The sequence below is a fragment of the Bacillus sp. FSL K6-0138 genome, from assembly GCF_037982765.1.
GTDB lineage: Bacteria > Bacillota > Bacilli > Bacillales > Bacillaceae > Bacillus > Bacillus glycinifermentans.
On sequence record NZ_CP150286.1, the window covers coordinates 698,280 to 716,856 of the forward strand.

At 40.8% G+C, this 18,577-nt stretch carries 35 protein-coding genes; 33 read left to right on the top strand and 2 right to left on the bottom strand.

The features are described 5' to 3' along the window. Positions 1-71 precede the first annotated feature (71 nt). The 13 genes from MHB78_RS03765 to MHB78_RS03825 all read left to right on the top strand — a co-directional run bounded on the left by MHB78_RS03765 (position 72) and on the right by MHB78_RS03825 (position 4,580). Positions 72-272: an XtrA/YqaO family protein gene (locus tag MHB78_RS03765; RefSeq protein ID WP_175076760.1), complete on the top strand. Its 201-nt coding sequence runs from the start codon at positions 72-74 to the stop codon at positions 270-272. A 34-nt stretch (positions 273-306) separates the two neighbouring features. Then, a complete protein-coding gene (locus tag MHB78_RS03770; protein WP_175076759.1) occupies positions 307-540 on the top strand; it encodes a hypothetical protein in 234 nt (77 codons plus the stop codon). Next, positions 537-839 (top strand): hypothetical protein, encoded by a 303-nt coding sequence (locus tag MHB78_RS03775; protein ID WP_175076758.1) that lies wholly within the window; start codon positions 537-539, stop codon positions 837-839. Before MHB78_RS03770 ends, MHB78_RS03775 begins: the two co-directional genes overlap by 4 nt. Continuing rightward, positions 836-1,159: a hypothetical protein gene (locus MHB78_RS03780; protein ID WP_301207875.1), complete on the top strand. Its 324-nt coding sequence runs from the start codon at positions 836-838 to the stop codon at positions 1,157-1,159. Before MHB78_RS03775 ends, MHB78_RS03780 begins: the two co-directional genes overlap by 4 nt. A gap of 6 nt (positions 1,160-1,165) precedes the next feature. After that, on the top strand, positions 1,166-1,414 hold the full coding sequence (locus MHB78_RS03785) for a hypothetical protein (RefSeq protein WP_301207876.1): 249 nt from the start codon (positions 1,166-1,168) through the stop codon (positions 1,412-1,414). A 39-nt stretch (positions 1,415-1,453) separates the two neighbouring features. Then, on the top strand, positions 1,454-1,768 hold the full coding sequence (locus MHB78_RS03790) for a hypothetical protein (protein ID WP_096892016.1): 315 nt from the start codon (positions 1,454-1,456) through the stop codon (positions 1,766-1,768). Between the two features lie 12 nt (positions 1,769-1,780). After that, a complete protein-coding gene (locus MHB78_RS03795; RefSeq protein ID WP_301207877.1) occupies positions 1,781-2,218 on the top strand; it encodes a hypothetical protein in 438 nt (145 codons plus the stop codon). A gap of 62 nt (positions 2,219-2,280) precedes the next feature. Next, complete coding sequence (locus MHB78_RS03800) at positions 2,281-2,592, top strand: hypothetical protein (RefSeq protein ID WP_301207878.1); 312 nt, start codon at positions 2,281-2,283, stop codon at positions 2,590-2,592. A 32-nt stretch (positions 2,593-2,624) separates the two neighbouring features. After that, complete coding sequence (locus MHB78_RS03805; protein WP_301207879.1) at positions 2,625-2,828, top strand: hypothetical protein; 204 nt, start codon at positions 2,625-2,627, stop codon at positions 2,826-2,828. Positions 2,829-3,027: 199 nt separating this feature from the next. Beyond that, positions 3,028-3,156 carry a hypothetical protein gene (locus tag MHB78_RS03810; protein ID WP_301207880.1) on the top strand — a complete coding sequence of 43 codons (129 nt, stop codon included), beginning with the start codon at positions 3,028-3,030 and terminating at the stop codon, positions 3,154-3,156. A 15-nt stretch (positions 3,157-3,171) separates the two neighbouring features. Further along, the gene (locus MHB78_RS03815; RefSeq protein ID WP_301207881.1) at positions 3,172-3,612 is read left to right on the top strand and encodes an ArpU family phage packaging/lysis transcriptional regulator; all 441 of its coding nucleotides are present in this window, start codon (positions 3,172-3,174) and stop codon (positions 3,610-3,612) included. After that, positions 3,612-4,154 (top strand): site-specific integrase, encoded by a 543-nt coding sequence (locus MHB78_RS03820; RefSeq protein WP_301207882.1) that lies wholly within the window; start codon positions 3,612-3,614, stop codon positions 4,152-4,154. The genes MHB78_RS03815 and MHB78_RS03820 overlap by 1 nt, the downstream gene beginning before the upstream one ends. Positions 4,155-4,388: 234 nt before the next feature. Next, a complete protein-coding gene (locus MHB78_RS03825) occupies positions 4,389-4,580 on the top strand; it encodes a hypothetical protein (protein ID WP_340033548.1) in 192 nt (63 codons plus the stop codon). Positions 4,581-4,705: 125 nt separating this feature from the next. On the opposite strand, the gene MHB78_RS03830 is transcribed toward MHB78_RS03825, so the two are convergent. Both MHB78_RS03830 and MHB78_RS03835 read right to left on the bottom strand, forming a co-directional pair. Then, the gene (locus tag MHB78_RS03830) at positions 4,706-5,122 is read right to left on the bottom strand and encodes a type II toxin-antitoxin system HicB family antitoxin (protein WP_043054106.1); all 417 of its coding nucleotides are present in this window, start codon (positions 5,120-5,122) and stop codon (positions 4,706-4,708) included. A 59-nt stretch (positions 5,123-5,181) separates the two neighbouring features. After that, the gene (locus MHB78_RS03835; protein ID WP_048356389.1) at positions 5,182-5,364 is read right to left on the bottom strand and encodes a type II toxin-antitoxin system HicA family toxin; all 183 of its coding nucleotides are present in this window, start codon (positions 5,362-5,364) and stop codon (positions 5,182-5,184) included. A gap of 146 nt (positions 5,365-5,510) precedes the next feature. Between MHB78_RS03835 and MHB78_RS03840 the strand changes: the two genes are divergently transcribed. The 20 genes from MHB78_RS03840 to MHB78_RS03935 all read left to right on the top strand — a co-directional run bounded on the left by MHB78_RS03840 (position 5,511) and on the right by MHB78_RS03935 (position 18,446). Then, on the top strand, positions 5,511-6,236 hold the full coding sequence (locus MHB78_RS03840; RefSeq protein ID WP_175076754.1) for a hypothetical protein: 726 nt from the start codon (positions 5,511-5,513) through the stop codon (positions 6,234-6,236). Between the two features lie 4 nt (positions 6,237-6,240). Beyond that, on the top strand, positions 6,241-6,918 hold the full coding sequence (locus tag MHB78_RS03845; protein ID WP_202049364.1) for a hypothetical protein: 678 nt from the start codon (positions 6,241-6,243) through the stop codon (positions 6,916-6,918). Between the two features lie 196 nt (positions 6,919-7,114). Then, complete coding sequence (locus tag MHB78_RS03850; RefSeq protein WP_340033552.1) at positions 7,115-7,456, top strand: hypothetical protein; 342 nt, start codon at positions 7,115-7,117, stop codon at positions 7,454-7,456. Between the two features lie 65 nt (positions 7,457-7,521). Next, positions 7,522-7,761: a hypothetical protein gene (locus MHB78_RS03855; RefSeq protein WP_340033553.1), complete on the top strand. Its 240-nt coding sequence runs from the start codon at positions 7,522-7,524 to the stop codon at positions 7,759-7,761. Then, positions 7,748-8,056: a hypothetical protein gene (locus MHB78_RS03860; protein WP_340033554.1), complete on the top strand. Its 309-nt coding sequence runs from the start codon at positions 7,748-7,750 to the stop codon at positions 8,054-8,056. The genes MHB78_RS03855 and MHB78_RS03860 overlap by 14 nt, the downstream gene beginning before the upstream one ends. Before the next feature lie 255 nt (positions 8,057-8,311). Then, complete coding sequence (locus tag MHB78_RS03865) at positions 8,312-8,860, top strand: hypothetical protein (protein ID WP_340033555.1); 549 nt, start codon at positions 8,312-8,314, stop codon at positions 8,858-8,860. A gap of 338 nt (positions 8,861-9,198) precedes the next feature. Next, positions 9,199-9,573, top strand: coding sequence for an HNH endonuclease (locus tag MHB78_RS03870; protein ID WP_175076750.1), 375 nt, complete (start codon positions 9,199-9,201; stop codon positions 9,571-9,573). Positions 9,574-9,801: 228 nt separating this feature from the next. Continuing rightward, positions 9,802-10,317: a phage terminase small subunit P27 family gene (locus MHB78_RS03875; RefSeq protein ID WP_301207960.1), complete on the top strand. Its 516-nt coding sequence runs from the start codon at positions 9,802-9,804 to the stop codon at positions 10,315-10,317. After that, the gene (locus MHB78_RS03880; protein ID WP_301207883.1) at positions 10,314-12,023 is read left to right on the top strand and encodes a terminase TerL endonuclease subunit; all 1,710 of its coding nucleotides are present in this window, start codon (positions 10,314-10,316) and stop codon (positions 12,021-12,023) included. The genes MHB78_RS03875 and MHB78_RS03880 overlap by 4 nt, the downstream gene beginning before the upstream one ends. A gap of 11 nt (positions 12,024-12,034) precedes the next feature. Next, positions 12,035-12,226, top strand: coding sequence for a DUF1056 family protein (locus MHB78_RS03885; RefSeq protein ID WP_128748240.1), 192 nt, complete (start codon positions 12,035-12,037; stop codon positions 12,224-12,226). Then, positions 12,227-13,537, top strand: coding sequence for a phage portal protein (locus MHB78_RS03890; RefSeq protein WP_301207884.1), 1,311 nt, complete (start codon positions 12,227-12,229; stop codon positions 13,535-13,537). Further along, positions 13,482-14,213, top strand: a complete 732-nt coding sequence (locus tag MHB78_RS03895) for a head maturation protease, ClpP-related (RefSeq protein WP_301207885.1) — start codon at positions 13,482-13,484, stop codon at positions 14,211-14,213. Before MHB78_RS03890 ends, MHB78_RS03895 begins: the two co-directional genes overlap by 56 nt. A gap of 38 nt (positions 14,214-14,251) precedes the next feature. Then, positions 14,252-15,535 carry a phage major capsid protein gene (locus MHB78_RS03900; protein WP_301207886.1) on the top strand — a complete coding sequence of 428 codons (1,284 nt, stop codon included), beginning with the start codon at positions 14,252-14,254 and terminating at the stop codon, positions 15,533-15,535. A gap of 24 nt (positions 15,536-15,559) precedes the next feature. Further along, positions 15,560-15,988, top strand: coding sequence for a collagen-like protein (locus MHB78_RS03905; protein ID WP_048354906.1), 429 nt, complete (start codon positions 15,560-15,562; stop codon positions 15,986-15,988). 20 nt (positions 15,989-16,008) lie between these two features. Next, positions 16,009-16,311 carry a head-tail connector protein gene (locus tag MHB78_RS03910; RefSeq protein ID WP_145608080.1) on the top strand — a complete coding sequence of 101 codons (303 nt, stop codon included), beginning with the start codon at positions 16,009-16,011 and terminating at the stop codon, positions 16,309-16,311. Continuing rightward, a complete protein-coding gene (locus MHB78_RS03915) occupies positions 16,301-16,609 on the top strand; it encodes a phage head closure protein (RefSeq protein ID WP_270568581.1) in 309 nt (102 codons plus the stop codon). Before MHB78_RS03910 ends, MHB78_RS03915 begins: the two co-directional genes overlap by 11 nt. Continuing rightward, entirely contained in the window at positions 16,609-17,007 is a 399-nt protein-coding gene (locus MHB78_RS03920) for an HK97-gp10 family putative phage morphogenesis protein (protein WP_301207887.1), read from the top strand. Before MHB78_RS03915 ends, MHB78_RS03920 begins: the two co-directional genes overlap by 1 nt. Next, a complete protein-coding gene (locus MHB78_RS03925; protein WP_061576101.1) occupies positions 17,004-17,387 on the top strand; it encodes a hypothetical protein in 384 nt (127 codons plus the stop codon). The genes MHB78_RS03920 and MHB78_RS03925 overlap by 4 nt, the downstream gene beginning before the upstream one ends. Positions 17,388-17,401: 14 nt before the next feature. Then, positions 17,402-18,013 (top strand): major tail protein, encoded by a 612-nt coding sequence (locus MHB78_RS03930; protein ID WP_301207888.1) that lies wholly within the window; start codon positions 17,402-17,404, stop codon positions 18,011-18,013. A 64-nt stretch (positions 18,014-18,077) separates the two neighbouring features. Next, positions 18,078-18,446, top strand: a complete 369-nt coding sequence (locus MHB78_RS03935; protein WP_073425521.1) for a hypothetical protein — start codon at positions 18,078-18,080, stop codon at positions 18,444-18,446. The last annotated feature ends 131 nt before the right edge of the window (positions 18,447-18,577 follow it).

Here is an 18,577-nt window from a genome sequence, read left to right on the forward strand (position 1 = left end):
AAAACCAGAGCTATTAAAAGCCCCGGAAAATAAAAACCTGACACTTTTATTTTATCACGGGGGTGCGGCTGGTGAACAGTCCTAAAAAGATCAACGTCAATCAAGATTTATCGAGCAAAATTCAAGACGGGAAGGTCACTGTCATTGTTTTAGATGGTCGAAACGGAAAGGCTTATGAAGCAGATGCCCCGGAACATGGCAGAACGATCATCGAAACATTTAAAGGTGACTTTTCTCGGATTCATCTTGAATCATCACACAAATTCAATTAATAGCAGGGGGTTTCCCCTGGGGGGAGTGAACGGAATGTTAAGAGCAAAATCAATTACCTTTAATTCTGGAACCTATGAGCTTGGTCAAAAATATCAGCCGCCAGGCTTCACAAAGGCGGCGACAGTCATAAATATTGTGGACAATCGTGGTGCTTGGTCGCATAAAGAAGGCGGCTTTGATGTCCGATTTGATACAGGGGATTTCTTACGGATTTATTCAAATGATGTTGTTATCCATTGGGAGCCGACGGGCGGTGATGCAAAATGAATGAAAAATTGCGAGAAATTATAAGCGACTTATCACTATGGTATTTAGCTTCCGAAGAAGAGCTGCAGCCGTTCGACATTAATGCTGGACCTTGCTATATCATCGAAAAATCTTATGTGGAATATATGATTGATTTTATGAAACAACAGTCAAAAGAGATCGAACAATTGGCTGCTGAAAATAAACAACTGAAAAAACTACTCTCTACCTTTGCAGATGACGAATTTGATCCATTCGGTGTTGTGCAACAAGCGTTAAAAGGAAAATTCCCTTTTGGATTGGAGGATGATGAAGAATGAAAACAATTCCAGCAATAGCATTTAAAGCGAAGGATAAGGAAAAAAGGTATTTGTGTGATGGCCCGGATTGCGGCGACTGGTCAGATGAAAATTTGGACGTTTCAGACATAGAGGATGCCTTATGTTTGGTGAGAAAAGACAAACAAAGGCCGACGGATGATGACATAGATCACTTTTTTGATGTGATTCATCTTTTATCAAGCGAAGGGTTTTCGTATGGCCCGAGCGTCGATGATATCAAAGAAAATTATGATCCTGTTCATGTCAATCTGACAGAAGCGCAATACAACGTCATGAAAGAACGGAATGATTGGGGGTGACGAATAATGACACTTTTACAATCTTCTTTACTCCATACAATTAAGGCACAGCGGGATAACATGATGACCATTGACGAGCTGGCCAATATATACGCGCTACACCCGGAACACGTGAAATCTCTCGTTGAACGAATGGACGGGCTGGCGATAAAGGGCAACGTCGTCTATGCTCCAAAACAATCGTTTCTGCTGCCGGTGCTTGGGTTTGCTGGCCTGTTCGCGGCAATCGTGATCTTGCCGATGCTGGCTAATTAAAATTTATAGGCGCGACGGGCGCCGGAAGGAGAATGGAAAATGGGGAAGATATTCAAAATCAAAGTGTTATACAAAAGCGGAATAGAAAAAACTTATGAAGCAACCGGGAACCCTGACCAGTTGAAAACAGCAGAAGACAAACGAATGACTATCGCAGCCTTTTTGGAAGCTATTATGACGGGAAAAGTCGGACTGGTTGAAGGTTCAACGGGCTTTTATGTGAATCCTGATGCAGTTGCGGCCGTTGAAATCGAAGCGGCGGACAATGAAAGTGATAAAACAAAGAAGACAGAGAAAGAATTGACTATTATCGAAAAACTCGAAACAAACAGGGGATACCATAGTAAAAGATAAGGAGAATGAACGATGAAAAAACTAATCAAAACCATTATTACGCTGTCACTTTTGCTTTCTGGAACACTATTTTTCTCTCAATCTGCTGCGGCTGTTTGGTCGCCTTGGCAAACGGAGTTATTCGGCCATAAGGCCCGCATTTTCACCGACGATACTCATTATTATAAAGGCGCAAAAACGGTCGTCTGGCGGGCGGAAAAGAAAGGTTCTGGCACGCTTTACTACACGGCCGGCGTTTACAAAAAGCGTTCTAACGGCGGTCTGATTGATACGAACCTTGTACAACGCGGATCTTTTAAACATTCCACACCTTTGAAACCCTTTAGTGTCAGCGAGCTCCGCAAGCGCACCGGGAAAGGGGCTTATGTTATTCAGCTTGATTGTTACACGGATTCAGCTAAAAACAATTACATTGGGACGTTCGAATCTGTGAAATTCTATATTAAATAATCAGTATGAGGGCTGCGCCCCTCTTATCATTACACGTCCGGAGCCGGGAAGGAGAATGAGGGATGAAAAAATTCGGCGGTAATAAAAAACTAGATGATGTTATATTAAATGCAAAAATGCAAGGATGGGTAGTCGATACAGAAAAGTTTGATAAGACGGGAAGCGATTGGATTTATTTAAGAGATATGTATGGTCAAGTCGAAAGTAATGACGGCATGCCTAGACAAATTGCTTATAACACAACAAACGGACACTTTTTTGTATATGAACCGTTATCAGAAAAACCAGTAGCAACTCATTTATCAACAGATTTTGATAACGAATATTGGTATAACGAAATACTGAATATGGTGTATGAGCCAATCACTAATTAAAACAGCGGCAGGGACCGGGAAGGTTGAAATAAATGCTTAAAAAATTCACAGAAGACGGACTTCAAAATAACTCAAGAAATGCTCTCATCAAGTTACTTGATCTGATCAACTTTAGTGATTCTGATTATGCGAAGTCTCTTAGAGATACCTGGACTTTCCGCCATGCGGAAAAAGTCATTAAACAAGAAGCAGGGGAAGTTGTTTACCACTCTGCAGCAAGCCATCGATATTTTTGATCAAAAGTATGGAGCGAACGGCAGATTATACCTCATGCTCTGGCTGCAAGACAATTTGATGAAAACCGTTGGCGGACGGAAATAGAATAATGTCCTAGATGGAATGCCTGCGGACACTGAACTTACAGCTTTTACGCTGTTTGTTTGGTGTCCGTTTTTTATTTGTTCCGGCTGCGGTCTAGCGAAAGGAGAAATAGAAATGAAACCCACCAAAAGAAAACGCCCTGAAAAAGCGCAAGAGCGCTCTGAGCGCTTTTGGAAAGAGATTATGGGGCAAAACAAGCAGATTCTTAAACGAGGCAAAGGCGGCGCTTATAAGCGCAAATAAAAGGAGGAATGATCGATGTTATTTCAATTACCTGAAATCGATAGAGAAGCGACGAAAAAGAAAATTGAAGCTATACTAGATAATTACAGGGTAGTTCTTCTACAAGTACCAGATGATCTGCTGCCAAAGGTCACAGCAGGATTTAACCTCGTGCCGCCGTCAAATACAAACGCGTTTCATTCATCTACGGAGGATACGGCTATCAAAAGAGTCGAAATGGAAAAAGAACGAAATGCCTTTCTGGCAAAAGTTCAAAAGGCTGTGAATCGCTTGCCGGCCAATGAACGGCAGATCATCATCATGAGGTATATGTCCCAAGATCACCGTTTTGATTATGAGGTTTACAACGAAATCGGGTTAAGCCCGCGCACATACTTCCGAATAAAATCCCGCGCTTTTTACAACCTGGCTTTTGCATTGAAAGAGGAAGTGTACGTGAAGGGAAGTGCTTCATAATGAATTTTGTGCAACCTATCCGGGACAAGGACCAGATTTATTATATTAAGAAATTCCTGAGAGAACGGAGTGAAAGAAACTATCTGCTTTTCGTTACCGGCATTAACTCGGGTTTGCGTATATCTGATTTACTCCGTTTAAGGGTCCGGGACGCGAAACGAATGTATATTGACTTGCGAGAGAAGAAAACCGGCAAGCAAAAACGCATCAAAATAAATAAGGCGCTAAAAAAGGCCCTGGCCGACTACATTAAAGATAAAGATGACCAGGAATTTTTATTCAAAAGCCGCGAAGGACTAAATAAGCCGATCAGCAGAAGCACAGCATACAACATGTTGAAAGAGGCGGCGGAATACGTCGGTCTTGATGGCATCGGCACCCACACCATGAGGAAAACGTTCGGTTATTGGCACTATAAAAAATTCAAAGACGTGGCCCTGCTGCAAGAGATATTCAACCATTCAAGCCCGGACGTCACGCTTCGATATATTGGGATTACTCAAGATACAATGGATCAAACGATGGATTCATTCAGCTTATAGGCTCATCTGTCTTCAAAACGGATGAGTTTTTTTCTGCCTATTTTAACAAACTAACCATAATGAGAAAGTGTCCAACTCATTTTGACAAAATGGCTTGAAACTATGCAGGACAAAGGGTTCCGCGTTTCCGTGAATTGGACACAATATAAGATATGGTTAATTCGTGGATAATGTGGATAAATAAAAACTTTTGCATGGTATAATGTAGAAAAAAATCGAAGGAGCCGATCAAATATGTCTGATTTCATAACTGAAAAAGAAATGGATTCTATCAGAAAAATTCAGCTTTCAGACAGCCAATACAAACTTTATTCCGGTTTAAAAAAGAAATTAAAGCTTCCTGATCATCAAATCATCAATATGACATGGGGTGAATTAAAAGAGAACTTGCAAAGGAGGCAAAGCAGAGGCATGACAGCAAAATGATTTTGGCACAATTATGGCACAACGTTGGCACTCTGTTTTGTTTTAGATCGGTTAATATGGTAATAGGTCAAAAACAACGAAAGTGAAATTTAAAAAAAGAGCAACCGACTGGCTGCTCTTTTGTCTTATGATCTAGGGTTTTTGTAAATACCAAGATGTTCTTTAATAGCATCTTGAAGAAGATGCGAATAATTAATTTTATGCTCTTTTGCAATGTCGTCCATCCAGCGCGGGATAGTTAATGTTTTCTTAACTGCCGCATTCTCCATTTCATGACGGAAAGGCGGCATCCATGTTTCGATTAATACGATGCTTTGGCTATCTTCTGTTTCGATATCTTTTGAAGATGTCGGCTGAGGAATTTCATCACCATCTTGTTCAAGGCCATATAGATGGAGTGCCATAGCTTCTTTAGCCATTGTAAGAGCTTCTTCATCTGTGTCACCACAAGTGATGCAGCCAGGCAGATCAGGAAAAGTAACTGTGATTCCGTCGTCGTCATAATCGAAAAGGGCTGGATAAATGTAACGATCTTTTTTCATAATTTATAACCCCTTTTTTGTTAAATTTTATATTCTAAATTTTTCTTTTGGCAGGAGGGCTATTGAAGCCCTGCCTGCTTTAGGATTGATTTTACTGTTTTCTTTGGAAAGTCTTTCTTAGGATGTGGGATGGTAACCGTTCCGGGTTTTGTTGGATGTTTAAACTGATGATGACTTCCTTTAACCCTTACTTGGTACCAACCATCTTGCTCGATTTTCTTGATTAGCTCTCTTGAGTTCATTTGATGGTTACCATCTCCTTTCTACAAATTTATTATAACACGTATTAAAATACGTGTAAAGAACTTTTTGTTTTTTTCTTTAAAAACGCCTAAAAATGACTTGATTAGTGTAAAATGATAACAATAGCAAATTCGGAGGTATCCTCATGGATTGGATTGCGATTTTTAAAGTATTAAAAATAATCTTCTCCGCATTGCCATGGATATTAAGTGTAGGTGCCCTACATCAATTTTTATATAACAAATATCCGAAGTACTATTTTTTTTGGGTCAAAAGATTCAAGAAGTGGCGAGATACAAAGTGGAAATTAGCAGTTAGTTTTCAGGTGCATAAAAGTGTCGATTTTTTCGGGGCTTTTGAAGAGGTAATTAATGAAATTTATAAAAATAAACGGAAAGTATTCAACTTAAAAAATAAAAAGCAGTATGAATTCGCAGACTTTACACTTACTGTTCAATACGATCTGGATTGTAGTCAAACTGAATACGTTACTGTAGATTTAATATTTGGGACAATAACCGCAACTAAATCAACAGCTGTAGATAAGTTAAGGAATTTACGCAGGTTCTTTAGTACATTAAATAGCAGAATAGCTTTAAGTAATGAAAATTATAGCATGAGAGTCTATTTTACAACTATGAAGAATCCTTTTTACGGTTTAATGATACAACGACTTGGGTCGGAGCATGTAGACTATTTCGAATGCACATTTTCAATAAATAAATTAACTCAAAAAACATTAGGAAAGAGAACAGAAAATGAAGAAATCGATCAAGAATTGACAGTATTTAAAGATTATATAGCTATAAATCACCATAATTATGATACAATAGAAGACGTTACAAGAAAATGTCTTTTATTGGAGGGGTGATTTGATGAGCATTATCAGCATAAACATTTACGATAAGCTTAATGATACTGGGGAAGATGAGGAACTTAAAGTGTTCTCGCATGAAAAACATGAGCTAGTTAATGGCTATAATGAAGAATTAAAAACCTATATTCTACTCAACAATATTTCTCCGACTGGGTATCAAAATATCCAAATAATAAATGATGAAATATTTGCGCAAACAGTCCGAGTTAAAGGTGAAGTGGTTCATCAAGTAATAAAACAGGATATGTATCAAGCCTATATTAAGGTAAGAAATAAAAGAAAGAGAGGGGTAGGAAATCTAGTAACTCTTTGTAGAAAAGACAGTTCTTTAAAAGCAAAACAAATTTTAGAAGAAAATTTTGGCGACGAATATGAACAGCACAAATTTGATATCCTTAAGATTATAGACTCTGCGTCCGATGTTAGAAATGCAAGATTTAAAGTGAAAATTGAAACAGTCAGTTCTGTAAGTATGGGAGGTACTAGAGTTCATGATACTCAGTATTATTCAGAAATGCTTAGACGAGGTGAATTATCAGCAGTAATTATAAATTATGATATGCCTCAGGCAGCCGTAACATTTAAAATAAATGTTGACGGGACCGTTCTTCTATATAATTCTTTGAGTGATTTTGAAATTCTGGATTTAGTTGAAGACTTGTTAAGCATTGAATAAAATCGATTAAAAAGCATATTTTTTATGCTATTACATACTTGGGAATCAAATTCAAAACGCTTTTCCAAACGGGAGAGCGTTTTTTTATGTTCTCTGTAAACCGGGTCCAGTAAATCTCAGAATAAACGATTGGCGGCCAATGAGAGCCTCTGAGTGTGGGCCCGGTTTAGAAAGAATATACAGGAGGGTGTTCCTATTGAAAATCTTAGTCGTTAAATGTAATGGATTAATTAAATCAGACGAGCAGCGGGAGAAAATTAGAGAGGAAGCAAGGAAAGCAATTGAAAAAGGGGTTTTTGTTTGTGATGAGATGGTGAGTGTGGATTCGGTTGATATTGAAGGGAAAGAGAATTCTTCTTATAGTGCGTCCCCGATTGGCTTCGTAAAACCACCTATTGGGGTGAAACCGAGATTCATTCATGATGAACAAAGGGCAGAAGAATTGAGCAACGCAATGATGAGATATATACAAGTTAATAGGAAAATACCTGCTGAGTGGCTGGAAGAATACAATGAATTAGTTGGAAATGAAAATTAACATAGATGATAAAAACAGGCGCTTTCCCAAACGGGAAGGCGTTTTTTTATGTAGGAGGCTTGCATATGGAAGTCGTTATAGAAAGTATTGAGAGAAAAGGAGAAACCCTATTTAGTGGCGGGAGCATAATGGTATTTCAAACCTATGGGTTTTTGATAAAAGCCACCGTTCGTTTTAAGTCTGGACCCAAAGTTGAAGGCAGCTTTTATTTTCCGGGCGAACAGGAAATGAGCTTTTCAAAAGCAGAAAAGAAAATACGTGAGTTATTCGTCAAAGAAGGAGGAACAAACGATGAAATTCGGTGAAGCATTGGAATTACTGAACGACGGTCATAATATAACTCGGTCTGGCTCGCGCAAGTATGTGTACGTGGTCGGTCGAACGGTTATAGATGCGAAAAAACAATGGCGCAACATACGGTCGCGTTATCCGCAGTACAAAAACCCGATATTTATTTCACGTAACCCTGCAAGCATAGACGGTCTTACTCCTGACAGAATGGTACTCGTTTTGTTGACGGGCTATTTAGAGAATCCCATAGTGAAAAACGATTTCTTTCGTTACTTAGTCGAGAATGCAGCGGAGGTTAATTACGAATGAGGGGATGGCGATTGGTACAAAGTCGTATGAATAGGGAACGCAAGAAGAGATACAAGTATTTACGTAAGCAGTGGCGCGAAAGAGACTATAGTTTAGGTCAATTATATATCCCATTTCGTACACCTCTTAGAAGGAGCTTAATAATTAAACCTGGTCAGAAAAAGCTGACAATGTCTAGGTATTTAAAAGGTGAGAGGGCTAAGGACAGGGCATGGCCGGTATGAAAAGATGACCAAAACCAGGAGGATGAAGTGAATGAAAGTCATGGTTATTAAAACAGATGCGTACCTCAGCGAAGACGCAAAAAAAGCAATACGATCAGAAGTTAAAAGAGCTATTGAAACAGGCGTTATGGTTCTTGATGGTGGGATGGACATGTCAACGATTGAAGTTGATGAATTCCAAATTAGTGAACCGTTTTCAGAAGTGAAGTCTTTTTCTCCTGAAGAGGGCGTGATAAATGCTGTTAATTATGTTGGAAGTAAATATGCAATGCCTGTTATTGGCGTTGGTACTGCTATTCCAGCAGGAGATGCAAACGGCCTAGAACCACAACCTTTAAAATCGGCAAAGAAAACGCCTTTGCTACAGATTGAGCTTGAGGATATTGATTCGGTACCGCGTGTTTTCTACAAAGGAAAAGAGATTAAAGATAAAGTCAGTGTGGATTTTTCATATTTAACAAACGACACTTCAATTAATCCGACACATATTGATATTAAATATGATGATCCGGAGAGTGAGTTTGGAACAAAGTCAATCGTTTATAATCGATACTTCCATGATCAGAGGGGAAGCTCATGAAACCTCTTAGTAAATGCGAGCGTTGTGGAGACGTTCATGGAATCGTTATGCAGGAGCAGAGAAGGAAGAATAGTGTTGTCGTTGGGTATATCCAGTGCCCAGCCTGCCAGCATAGGGCCGTGTTCTCTGTGACCACCCCACAAATAAGAGACCTGCAAAAACGTATCAGAAGCGTAAAGAATCAATATGTGAGGGCCAAGAGATTAAAGAAGGCTGAGCGTCTTCTTGCAGAGTATGGACGTTTAAAAGAGCGCATTGGCCTACTTATGCAGCCGTTAATCGATCAGGCAAATAAAGAGTTGAACCAATGAACGATTGACATTGAAGGAGGATCAACAATGCCACCTAAGCCGTTAAGGGAGTGTAAGGCCTATGGGTGTAAGGCCCTTACCAGGGAGGGGTACTGTCCTGACCATAGGCATGTCCAGCAGGAGGAAACGAAACAATACAACAAACATTCAAGAAACAAAACATTAACAAGTTTTTATAAATCAACAGATTGGAAACGAACAAGAGAACTTGTTTTGCTTCGAGACAATCGTCTTTGCCAGCGATGCTTGAGAGAACATCGATTCACTCCTGCCGACATGGTCCATCATATTGTGGAGGTAAAGCAGGACTGGTCCAAGCGTTTAGACCTTTCAAACCTTGAAAGTCTTTGTAATGCTTGCCATAACAAGGTTCACGGCGACCGGAGCAAACCGATTAAGTAGGGATACCCCCCTATGAAAATCCTTGGAAAGCAACCGCCGCGGGAACGGCGCCCCCTTTTCTGTAAACAAACACCGCTTTTCAAAGTTCCCGAAACGCAAAATACCCTCTCGACAGATTTGCCGAGAGGGCTTGATATGACTGGTTTTGTTGTTACTTTCATCATAGCATGCTTTGTGAAAAAAACAAGCGAAAAATTGCGATTTTTTAAAAGGAATGAGGTGAAAAACATGCCGAGACCTGCAAAATCCGCGGCCCTTCAATTAATACAGGGCAATCCGAATAAAAAGAATACGCAAGAACTGACCGCGCGGGCTAAACACGAACAAAAAATGAAAATGCGCGCTGACAATATCAAACCTCCTTCCTGGTTGGATAAGGTGGCTAAAAAAGAATTTAAACGGGTTGCTGCTCTTTTATCGGAGGTGGAAATCATCACGGAGGCGGATATCAGCATGTTGGCCGCCTACTGTAATGCGTATTCTCAGTACATCTCTATTTCGAAAATTATTGAAGAAGACGGCATCATGATTCATACAGAGGGTCAAGATGAAAAAGGGGAGCCGGTCAAGTTGGTTGGAGAAGAGCATCCCCTGCTGAAACGGCAGAAAAATTTCTATGATCAAATGAAATCGGCTGCAAATGACTTTGGGCTCACTCCGTCTGCACGCGCCAAGCTCGCGATCACGAAAACCCAGGAAGAACGGGAGAAGACTTTAGCAGAAAAGGAGTTTAGTAATGTATGAATACAATTAAACAGTTTATGATTGATTACTCGCGCGATGTGATATCGGGCGAGATTGTTGCGTGCGAAAAGCATATATGGGCTTGTCAGCGGTTTTTAAATGATATTAAAAGGGAAGGGACAAGAGAATTCCCCTACGTGTTTGATGACGAGAAGGCACGGCGTTTTCTCTATTGGATGACTCAATTTAAACATACCAAGGGGCCATTACAAGGACAAAATATTGTCCCTGAACCGATACAGATTTTTATTTTCGGGAATGTTTACGGATGGGTTCACAAAGATACGGGATTCCGCCGTTTCAGAAAAGTGTATTGGCAGGTTGGCCGCAAAAATGCAAAAACTCAGAGTTTGGCCTGTGTCGCTTCATATGAGGCTATGGCAAACGGTGAAAACATGTCAGAGGTGTACATTGGGGCCACAAAAACTGAGCAGGCTCAAATATGTTGGAAAGAAATAAAAGCCCAAATCGAAGGGTGCGAACTACTAAACCAACCTGAGCAAAAATACAGGATAGCATACAGTACCATTGAGCACCCAAAAACAAATTCAATTATAAAAGCCTTATCTAAGGATGCTGGTAAAACGGGGGATGGTTTCAACCCTCAATGTGGCATTATTGACGAATATCACGCGCATAAAACATCCGAAATTTATGACGTTCTTGCTTCCGGAATGGGGGCAAGAAACCAACCTTTGATGATTATTATCACAACTGCCGGTTTTGAGTTAAACAATCCTGCTTACCGGGTGGAATATGATTACGTCTCTCGGATTTTGGACCCAAACAAAGTAGAAACAAATGAACAATATTTTGTGATGATCAATGAATTGGATAAGGGCGATGACATTAAGGACGAGCGGAACTGGATAAAAGCAAATCCTATTGTTGCTGCGAATGAACACGGGCTCGAATATTTGCGCGGCGAGCTTGAAGTCGCTCTTGCAGTTCCTGAAAAAATGCGTAATTTCCTCACTAAAAACATGAATATTTGGGTCAACATGCGCGAGAACGGCTATATGGATATGCAGGCTTGGAAGGATTGCGGATCTGATCAGTTCCCTAATCTATCCGGCCGTGAGTGTTATGTTGGGATTGACTTGTCAAAACGAATTGACCTGACAGCTGTTTCGTTTATTTTCCCATTGGATAATGGGAGCTTTGCTGTTGAGAGTCACGGCTTTATGCCTGAAGATACTTTCTATGAGCGTATGAAGACTGATAACGTACCTTATGATCTGTGGAGAAAAAAGAACTGGCTAACCGTTACCGACGGCGCTGTTGTCGATTATGACTATATCAGAACCTTCATTAAAAAAATGGAGAAAGAAAAAGGCTGGCGGATAAAAGAAATAGCCTACGATCCGTACAATGCTACACAGTTTGCCCAACAGATGGAAGCAGACGGATATGTGATGATTGAAATTCGGCAGGGTGTAGCCACACTTTCAGAGCCTACGAAAGACTTCCGCGAAAAAGTAAAGGCGAAAAAGATCATCCATAATAAAAACGATCTGCTGACTTGGGCTATGGGGAACGCAGTTACAAAAGTGGATGCCCAGGAAAATATAATGCTGGACAAGTCCAAGTCCACACAACGGATTGACCCGGCAGCTGCACTTATTAATGCACATGTTCGGGCTTCTCAGATTGATACAGCGATCGATTTAAACGCTTATATTCAGTCTGGATCTTTCAGCCTGTAGGGGGTGAGAACTTGAAAGTTTTAAAAGCCTTACAGTTATTTTTAGAAGATATTTTGCTTATTGCAGGAATGGTATTCATTTCAATAGCCATATACCGAATAAACGTAAACGCGGGTTTAATTGCAACCGGTGTTTTTTTATTTTCACTTGCGAGCTTGGTAGGGTTCGCTCGTCAAAAAAATAAGGATGGGGGAGGGAAATAGATGCTATTAAGCCGTTTGAAAAGCGGGATAAAAAATGAAATTGCTGAAGAGGATAGCGGCTCCCTTCTTCATCCAGCTACGTGGTTTAGAAATATTTTTGCTGGATCTGAAAGCGCATCTGGTGAAAGGGTATCAACAAAAACGGCCGTTCTTCATCCGGATGTATATGCCTGTGTGATTGTTTTGGCGGATGATATTGCTAAACTTCCGATCAAACTTTTTCAGAACAAAAACGGCAACATACAACAGGTTCAAAATAAAGTCAGCGATATCATTCTGAACAAAGTCAATGACTATATGACAAGCTTTGTGTGGAAGCGGCTTTTGGTTACAAGGCTTTGCACTTGGGGAAACAGCTACAACCTTTTACTTTTTGATAAAGACGGAAATGTGACGGGGATCAGACCATTGGATCCGGAAGCAACCAACACAAATATTGATCCCGATAACGGACGTGTTTGGTACTCCACAACGATTGACGGCAGATACCGTGAGTTTTTTTATGAAGAGGTGCTGCATTTTAAAAACCTGTCTCTTGACGGAATTGTGGGGCAAACTCCGATTTCAGTTATTCGGGACAATATAGGGTCAAATAGAGCTGCCACAAAATTCAACGCGAAATTTTACAAGAATGGAGGTGCACCGTTCGGTGTTGTTAAAGCGCCGACCCTTTTAGACCGAAAAAGTAAACAAATTCTTAGAGAAGACTGGGAGCGGGTGAATGCGGGGCAGTCTATTGCAGTTTTAGACGCCGGGCTTGATTATTCACGAGTAACCATGCCTATGAAAGATGCCCAATTTATTGAATCGATGAAATGGAATCGCCAACAGATTGCATCTATTTACAAGGTGCCACCGCATAAAATTGGTGAACTTGATCGGGCGACTTTCTCAAATATTGAACAGCAGTCCTTAGATTATGTCAAAACCACTTTACAGCCAATCGTCACAAATATTGAACAAGAGTTGAACGATAAGGTTTTGACAGAGAATCAGCGAAACAATGGCTATTACTTTAAATTTAACCTGGAATCGGAGCTCCGTGGGGACAGTAAATCACGTGCTGAATTTTATAAAACGATGCAAAGTGTCGGCGCCTTTAGTGTCAATACTATTCTTCAAAAAGAGGATATGACAGGTATCGGGGAGATCGGTGATGAGCATTATGGAAACTTAAACCTTGTTCCCCTTTCGATTATGAAAGAATATCAGCTCAGCAAGACGAAACGGTCTTCAGATCGACTGAAAGGGGGTGATGGCAACGGAACAGAAGAAGAAAAACAAGTATTGGAACATGAAGGTTCTGAATGATTCGACTGCTGAAATCACGCTTTACGGTTCTATTACCGGCGAAGGATGGTTTAGCGAGAGCTCGTCCAAGGCCTTTCAGTCTGAATTGAAAAGTTTAGGTGACGTGAGCTCTATTGATTTGTACATCAATTCGCCAGGCGGAGATGTTTTCGAGGGGCAGGCTATTCATTCGATGCTCCAGCGTCATAAAGCCAAAATCAATGTCTATGTGGATGCGCTGGCCGGGAGTATCGCTTCCGTCATTGCAATGGCCGGTGATAAGATTACGATGCCAAGTAACGCCATGATGATGATTCACAACCCATACATGGGGATGGTCGGGAATGCCGCGGAATTCCGGAAGGCAGCCGATGATCTGGATAAGATTACTGAAAGTATCGTTTCCACATATCTTGCGAAAGCAGGAGACAAACTGGACGACGGGACTTTACGCCAGATGCTGGATGAGGAAACCTGGCTCACCGCCGATGAAGCTTTAAATTATGGCTTGATCGATATGGTTTCAGAATCAAAGGATGTAGCAGCCTGCATTGATCATCAGGTGCTGGCACATTTTAAACATGTTCCAGGCAAAATTGTTGCTCAATCTGCTGCTGGAAATCCGGCTGAAGAAACAAGCCCGAATGAAATACTAAAACAAAAGATCAATATGAAACTTGAACTCTTAAATCTTTAAGGGTTCTTTTTTATGCCATTTTTAAGGAGGATAAGCATTTGAAACAGAAAGAACTTTTGAAACTCGATATTCAATTTTTCGCCGGGGGCGGAATGTCTAAACAAGAACGAGCATTACGTCAGGCTTTGGCGGAAAAGCGTACGGAAATTGAAGCATTGACCGATGAGGGAAAACTTGATGAAGCCAAAAAACTACTTGCAGAAGCTCAGCAAATTAAAGATCAAATTCAGACATATGAGGATTTACGAAACATGCAGGTTTCATATGCACAGGAAGAGCCGCAGCAAGATCCAGCGGCCAAGAACTCGCAACAGCCAACGGATGATATCGCCAAAACAGATGCGAAAAACCATGTTCAGCTTTTCGCATCTGCCCTTAAAACAGGCAAAGTACCGCAACCTCTTGCCGCGATGAAAGAAGGTGTGGATGAGGACGGCGGCCTTATTGTACCGCAGGATATCTCCACGAAAATTAATGAAAAACGACGTCAATTTGATACGCTGGCAAATCTCGTCGATGTCATTCCGGTATCAACAAACAAAGGGTCAAGGGTTCTTGAAAAACTAGCGGATATCACCCCGTTAGTAAATCTTGAGGAATTAGCGGATATTGAAGAATTAGAGAACCCTAAATTTGAAAACATTAAATATAGCATTAAAGACTATGCCGGGATTTTGGTTCTTTCTAATGATTTGCTTGCAGATACACAAGAGGCGCTTTTGCAGTACCTTTCTAATTGGCTTGCCAAAAAATCAGCCGTGACCCGTAATACGTTGATTCTTAATCAATTAGGAACACTTGCAAAAACAACGGTTTCAAAACAGGACGACATTAAAGACATTCTCAATGTCAAACTTGATCCGGCTATTAATGCCACGACTAAAGTTGTCACGAACCAATCAGGATTTAACGTGTTAGATAAACTGAAAGACGCTTTCGGCCGTTACCTGCTTCAGCCGAACCCTACTGATCCAACTAAAAAATTATTGTTCGGTAAGCCGGTATCCGTCATTTCTGATAAGTATTTGCCAAACGGCGGTACAAAAACGACTCCAAAATATCCATTAATCATTGGAGATCTTAAAGAAGCTGTCAAACTCTTTGATCGTCAGCAATATTCCATTTTAACGACAAATGTCGGTGGTAAAGCATTCTATCGTAACTCTACAGATATGCGAATCATTGAACGTGAGGACGTCGTTCTTTGGGATACTGATGCGGTGGTCTATGCAGAATTTTCATCTATTAAAGATGCCGTTCCTGACAATGAAACTCCAAGTACCGGTGACACAGAAGATAAATCAGTTGACGTTGGAAAATAAAAAAATTGAAAAGGATGATGAGATATGGCAGATCAATTTTTAAACCAAAGTAACGGAGTCTATACTTCTGCAGAGGACGACGGTACAGGAAAGCCGGTAACACCGGTTTATTTGAAAGGAAACAGCGAGGATAATCCTTTGTACATTAAGGGAATGCAGGGGGAACCTGGGCCGCAGGGACCTCAAGGGCCAAAAGGGGACAAAGGAGATACCGGCCCGCAAGGTCCACAGGGAGAGCCAGGACCCCAAGGTCCGAAAGGTGATAAAGGTGATCCGGCTGACATTGGGGAGAAAAGTATCCTACATGAAATGCTTGCGGACAAGTCTGTTAGAAGCAACAACCTCGGAACCGGCAGCGTCATGTTGGACAACTTAAACAGCGAAGTAAAGGCTGTTTTAGATGGTTTACAAAAGCAAATTGATGAATTAAAAGGTGGCGGAACATCTAGCTAACGAAGGATAGGTGATGCCCTATGACTGAAATGGAACAAAAAGAGCTTGAAGAGGCGAAAAAATTCCTCCGGGTCGATGGTGATCTGGAGGATGATTTAATTCTTGGGTTTATCGCTTCTGCAAAAGAATACATTACAGCTGCAACCGGGTTGAAATTCCCTAACAATTCAGCGCGGGCTGATATGTGTGTAAAGGCTTTTGTTACGCATTGGTATGAAAACCGAGAAGTGGCCGGCACGACTTCAAATCTTGATGGGGTGCTTACGATGATGATCAATCAATTAAAATACACGGTTCCGGAGACTGATTCCTATGCTGAATGATATGCGGTATCGGATCAAGTTTCAAAAGAAAAAAGAGGGCGGCCGCCTCCCTGTGGAAGGTGAATATGAAACGGTCGTGGAGTGCTGGGCAAAAGCTGAAGGATTGAAAGGCCGGGAATACTATGCAGCGGCGGCTGTACAAAAAGAACATACAGTAGAATTTACGATCCGACACAGAGAGGACATCGACAAACATATGCGGATTCTTTTTCAAAACCAATCATATGAGATCGAATCGATCCTTCCGAACTATTCCCGAAAAAATTTCACCACAATCAAGGCAAAGGCGGTGGAATAATGAAGATCGAAATGGAAATGCAGGGCTTTAAAGAATTGGATTCATATTTAGCTTCTCTTGCAAGAAAAGATGAAGCGATAAATAAAGCTGCTGTGAAAGCTGGTGGCGCGATTCTTGCGAAGGAAATTAAAAAGAATGCTCCCCGTTCTAATATTGGGGGGAGCCATCCCCACATTGATGAAGATATTATCGTTGGTAATCGTACGAGAAAGGACCCCGATGGTGAGATATATGCAGTGGTTGGTCCTACAAAAGATACGAAGTTCCGTGTCCACTTGCCTGAATTCGGAACCATTCATCAGCCGGCTAACCCGTCTATTCAGCGGAGTATGCTAAGTGCCAATGAGAGGATGCTTCAGGCGATGGCAAGCGTTATAAAAAGAGGGTACAAGCTATGAATGTAGCGGAAAGAGCTTTGCAATTAAAAAATAAAGTATTTGAAGCGCTGGAAACTGATCCGGCGCTTTTATTATTAGCCGATCCTGCAAACATTTTTGAACTTGCGGTGCCGATTGGCATCAAAAGCAAACCAGCTTATATCGTCGTACAGGAATTGGACTACAGAACTACCAAGTGGGCTGATGGAAAGCCGATTAAGGACAGCGCTGTCTATCAAATTGATGTATACAACGATTCATCCTGCGATCAGATTTTGGCTGCCGTTATAGGGGTCATGAATCGATTGGATTTTCAAACAGGAATTTTAATCAATGACTTTTTAAAAGATGAGGGTCTTATTCGGAAGGGACGCCGATTTGAGGCCAATATTTTAATATAATTGGAGGTTTTAGAATGCCTGAATACAGTTCAGTTACCGGATTGGAAGGCGTTAAATTTGCGCCTTTAAAAAAGGAAAATGGCTTTTATGTGGCTACAAAAATTATTGATTACCCTTACGCAATTAACGCGAAGGTCAATACGGATACATCAACAGAAAAGCAATATGCAGACAACAAACTGGTGGATATGGCTGTCACGACTGGTTCCACAAAATTGGAGCTTGAAATGCGGGATCTGCCAATGGAAATTTTGGAGGAATTGTTTGGGATAGAAGAAACAGACGGGCTCTATATGTTCAAAAAGAATGTTATCGCGCCATGGGTTGCTATGTCTTTCTATGGACCAAAAGCGAACGGCAAGAATCGCCATGTAGGCTTAGTGAAAGGGCGTTTTTCCCTTCCGGATGATGAATGGAAAACAAAAGAAGAAAAGACAGACTTCCAAACAGTCAAACTTTCTGCTGAATTTATGGAGCGAGAACAGGATGACATCTATAAAGTATTGGCTGATGAGGATGCCCCGAATTTTGATTTGGACAAGTTTTATGAAAAAGTGTTTGGTGGTGCCTATAAAAATTCTGATTCCGGATCAGATGACAGCTCGAGCGTTGATCTTGGAAAGTAAAACATAAGGAGAAGCCCGCGCGCTTCTCTTTTTTCATATCAAACAAAATAAAGGAGGAGTCAACATGGCTCAAAAGCATATTTCTATTAAATTATGGTTTGAAGATGAACAGAAATTTAAGACATTTATTGCTCCACGTACTAATACAAAAACGCTTCTTGAAGCATTAAGACTAAATGCTGAGGCTGAAAGAACGGCGGACAATCTGGAAAAAAGCATCAAAACATTAGAGAAACAAATGCACTTTATTGTGAAATTGTTCCGCAATCAGTTCACTTATGAGGACTTAGAAGATGGGCTTCAATCTTTTGAAATTGCGAAAGAAATCAGCCGCATTCTTGCTGAGATAACCGGCTATAAAGAGATTGAGGAAGAGGACAAAGATTTTTTGCCGGAGGAACCGGAGATGAATACACATTCGAAAAAGGAATAGAGCAGCTCAATGATATTTACGCTGCCCTTTTAAAGCAGGGTTGGACCATGACTGAAATTGACGAGATGGATATTTACCATTACTTAGAAGTCTTGGCACATGAAAATAAACCTAAAGTTGTTCCAATTGAT

What these genes read in the sequence shown, in the direction of transcription:
- MHB78_RS03800 (WP_301207878.1), top strand. Translation starts at nt 2,281, where the DNA reads ATGAAAAAATTCGGCGGTAATAAAAAACTAGATGATGTTATATTAAAT.
- MHB78_RS03830 (WP_043054106.1), bottom strand. Translation starts at nt 5,122, where the DNA reads ATGAAAAAAGATCGTTACATTTATCCAGCCCTTTTCGATTATGACGAC.
- MHB78_RS03870 (WP_175076750.1), top strand. Translation starts at nt 9,199, where the DNA reads ATGCCACCTAAGCCGTTAAGGGAGTGTAAGGCCTATGGGTGTAAGGCC.
- MHB78_RS03890 (WP_301207884.1), top strand. Translation starts at nt 12,227, where the DNA reads ATGCTATTAAGCCGTTTGAAAAGCGGGATAAAAAATGAAATTGCTGAA.
- MHB78_RS03915 (WP_270568581.1), top strand. Translation starts at nt 16,301, where the DNA reads ATGCTGAATGATATGCGGTATCGGATCAAGTTTCAAAAGAAAAAAGAG.
- MHB78_RS03790 (WP_096892016.1), top strand. Translation starts at nt 1,454, where the DNA reads ATGGGGAAGATATTCAAAATCAAAGTGTTATACAAAAGCGGAATAGAA.
- MHB78_RS03805 (WP_301207879.1), top strand. Translation starts at nt 2,625, where the DNA reads ATGCTTAAAAAATTCACAGAAGACGGACTTCAAAATAACTCAAGAAAT.
- MHB78_RS03775 (WP_175076758.1), top strand. Translation starts at nt 537, where the DNA reads ATGAATGAAAAATTGCGAGAAATTATAAGCGACTTATCACTATGGTAT.
- MHB78_RS03865 (WP_340033555.1), top strand. Translation starts at nt 8,312, where the DNA reads ATGAAAGTCATGGTTATTAAAACAGATGCGTACCTCAGCGAAGACGCA.
- MHB78_RS03910 (WP_145608080.1), top strand. Translation starts at nt 16,009, where the DNA reads ATGACTGAAATGGAACAAAAAGAGCTTGAAGAGGCGAAAAAATTCCTC.
- MHB78_RS03880 (WP_301207883.1), top strand. Translation starts at nt 10,314, where the DNA reads ATGAATACAATTAAACAGTTTATGATTGATTACTCGCGCGATGTGATA.
- MHB78_RS03795 (WP_301207877.1), top strand. Translation starts at nt 1,781, where the DNA reads ATGAAAAAACTAATCAAAACCATTATTACGCTGTCACTTTTGCTTTCT.
- MHB78_RS03785 (WP_301207876.1), top strand. Translation starts at nt 1,166, where the DNA reads ATGACACTTTTACAATCTTCTTTACTCCATACAATTAAGGCACAGCGG.
- MHB78_RS03820 (WP_301207882.1), top strand. Translation starts at nt 3,612, where the DNA reads ATGAATTTTGTGCAACCTATCCGGGACAAGGACCAGATTTATTATATT.
- MHB78_RS03845 (WP_202049364.1), top strand. Translation starts at nt 6,241, where the DNA reads ATGAGCATTATCAGCATAAACATTTACGATAAGCTTAATGATACTGGG.
- MHB78_RS03855 (WP_340033553.1), top strand. Translation starts at nt 7,522, where the DNA reads ATGGAAGTCGTTATAGAAAGTATTGAGAGAAAAGGAGAAACCCTATTT.
- MHB78_RS03925 (WP_061576101.1), top strand. Translation starts at nt 17,004, where the DNA reads ATGAATGTAGCGGAAAGAGCTTTGCAATTAAAAAATAAAGTATTTGAA.
- MHB78_RS03905 (WP_048354906.1), top strand. Translation starts at nt 15,560, where the DNA reads ATGGCAGATCAATTTTTAAACCAAAGTAACGGAGTCTATACTTCTGCA.
- MHB78_RS03770 (WP_175076759.1), top strand. Translation starts at nt 307, where the DNA reads ATGTTAAGAGCAAAATCAATTACCTTTAATTCTGGAACCTATGAGCTT.
- MHB78_RS03840 (WP_175076754.1), top strand. Translation starts at nt 5,511, where the DNA reads ATGGATTGGATTGCGATTTTTAAAGTATTAAAAATAATCTTCTCCGCA.
- MHB78_RS03780 (WP_301207875.1), top strand. Translation starts at nt 836, where the DNA reads ATGAAAACAATTCCAGCAATAGCATTTAAAGCGAAGGATAAGGAAAAA.
- MHB78_RS03875 (WP_301207960.1), top strand. Translation starts at nt 9,802, where the DNA reads ATGCCGAGACCTGCAAAATCCGCGGCCCTTCAATTAATACAGGGCAAT.
- MHB78_RS03930 (WP_301207888.1), top strand. Translation starts at nt 17,402, where the DNA reads ATGCCTGAATACAGTTCAGTTACCGGATTGGAAGGCGTTAAATTTGCG.
- MHB78_RS03815 (WP_301207881.1), top strand. Translation starts at nt 3,172, where the DNA reads ATGTTATTTCAATTACCTGAAATCGATAGAGAAGCGACGAAAAAGAAA.
- MHB78_RS03835 (WP_048356389.1), bottom strand. Translation starts at nt 5,364, where the DNA reads ATGAACTCAAGAGAGCTAATCAAGAAAATCGAGCAAGATGGTTGGTAC.
- MHB78_RS03825 (WP_340033548.1), top strand. Translation starts at nt 4,389, where the DNA reads ATGTCTGATTTCATAACTGAAAAAGAAATGGATTCTATCAGAAAAATT.
- MHB78_RS03810 (WP_301207880.1), top strand. Translation starts at nt 3,028, where the DNA reads ATGAAACCCACCAAAAGAAAACGCCCTGAAAAAGCGCAAGAGCGCTCT.
- MHB78_RS03860 (WP_340033554.1), top strand. Translation starts at nt 7,748, where the DNA reads ATGAAATTCGGTGAAGCATTGGAATTACTGAACGACGGTCATAATATA.
- MHB78_RS03895 (WP_301207885.1), top strand. Translation starts at nt 13,482, where the DNA reads ATGGCAACGGAACAGAAGAAGAAAAACAAGTATTGGAACATGAAGGTT.
- MHB78_RS03920 (WP_301207887.1), top strand. Translation starts at nt 16,609, where the DNA reads ATGAAGATCGAAATGGAAATGCAGGGCTTTAAAGAATTGGATTCATAT.
- MHB78_RS03935 (WP_073425521.1), top strand. Translation starts at nt 18,078, where the DNA reads ATGGCTCAAAAGCATATTTCTATTAAATTATGGTTTGAAGATGAACAG.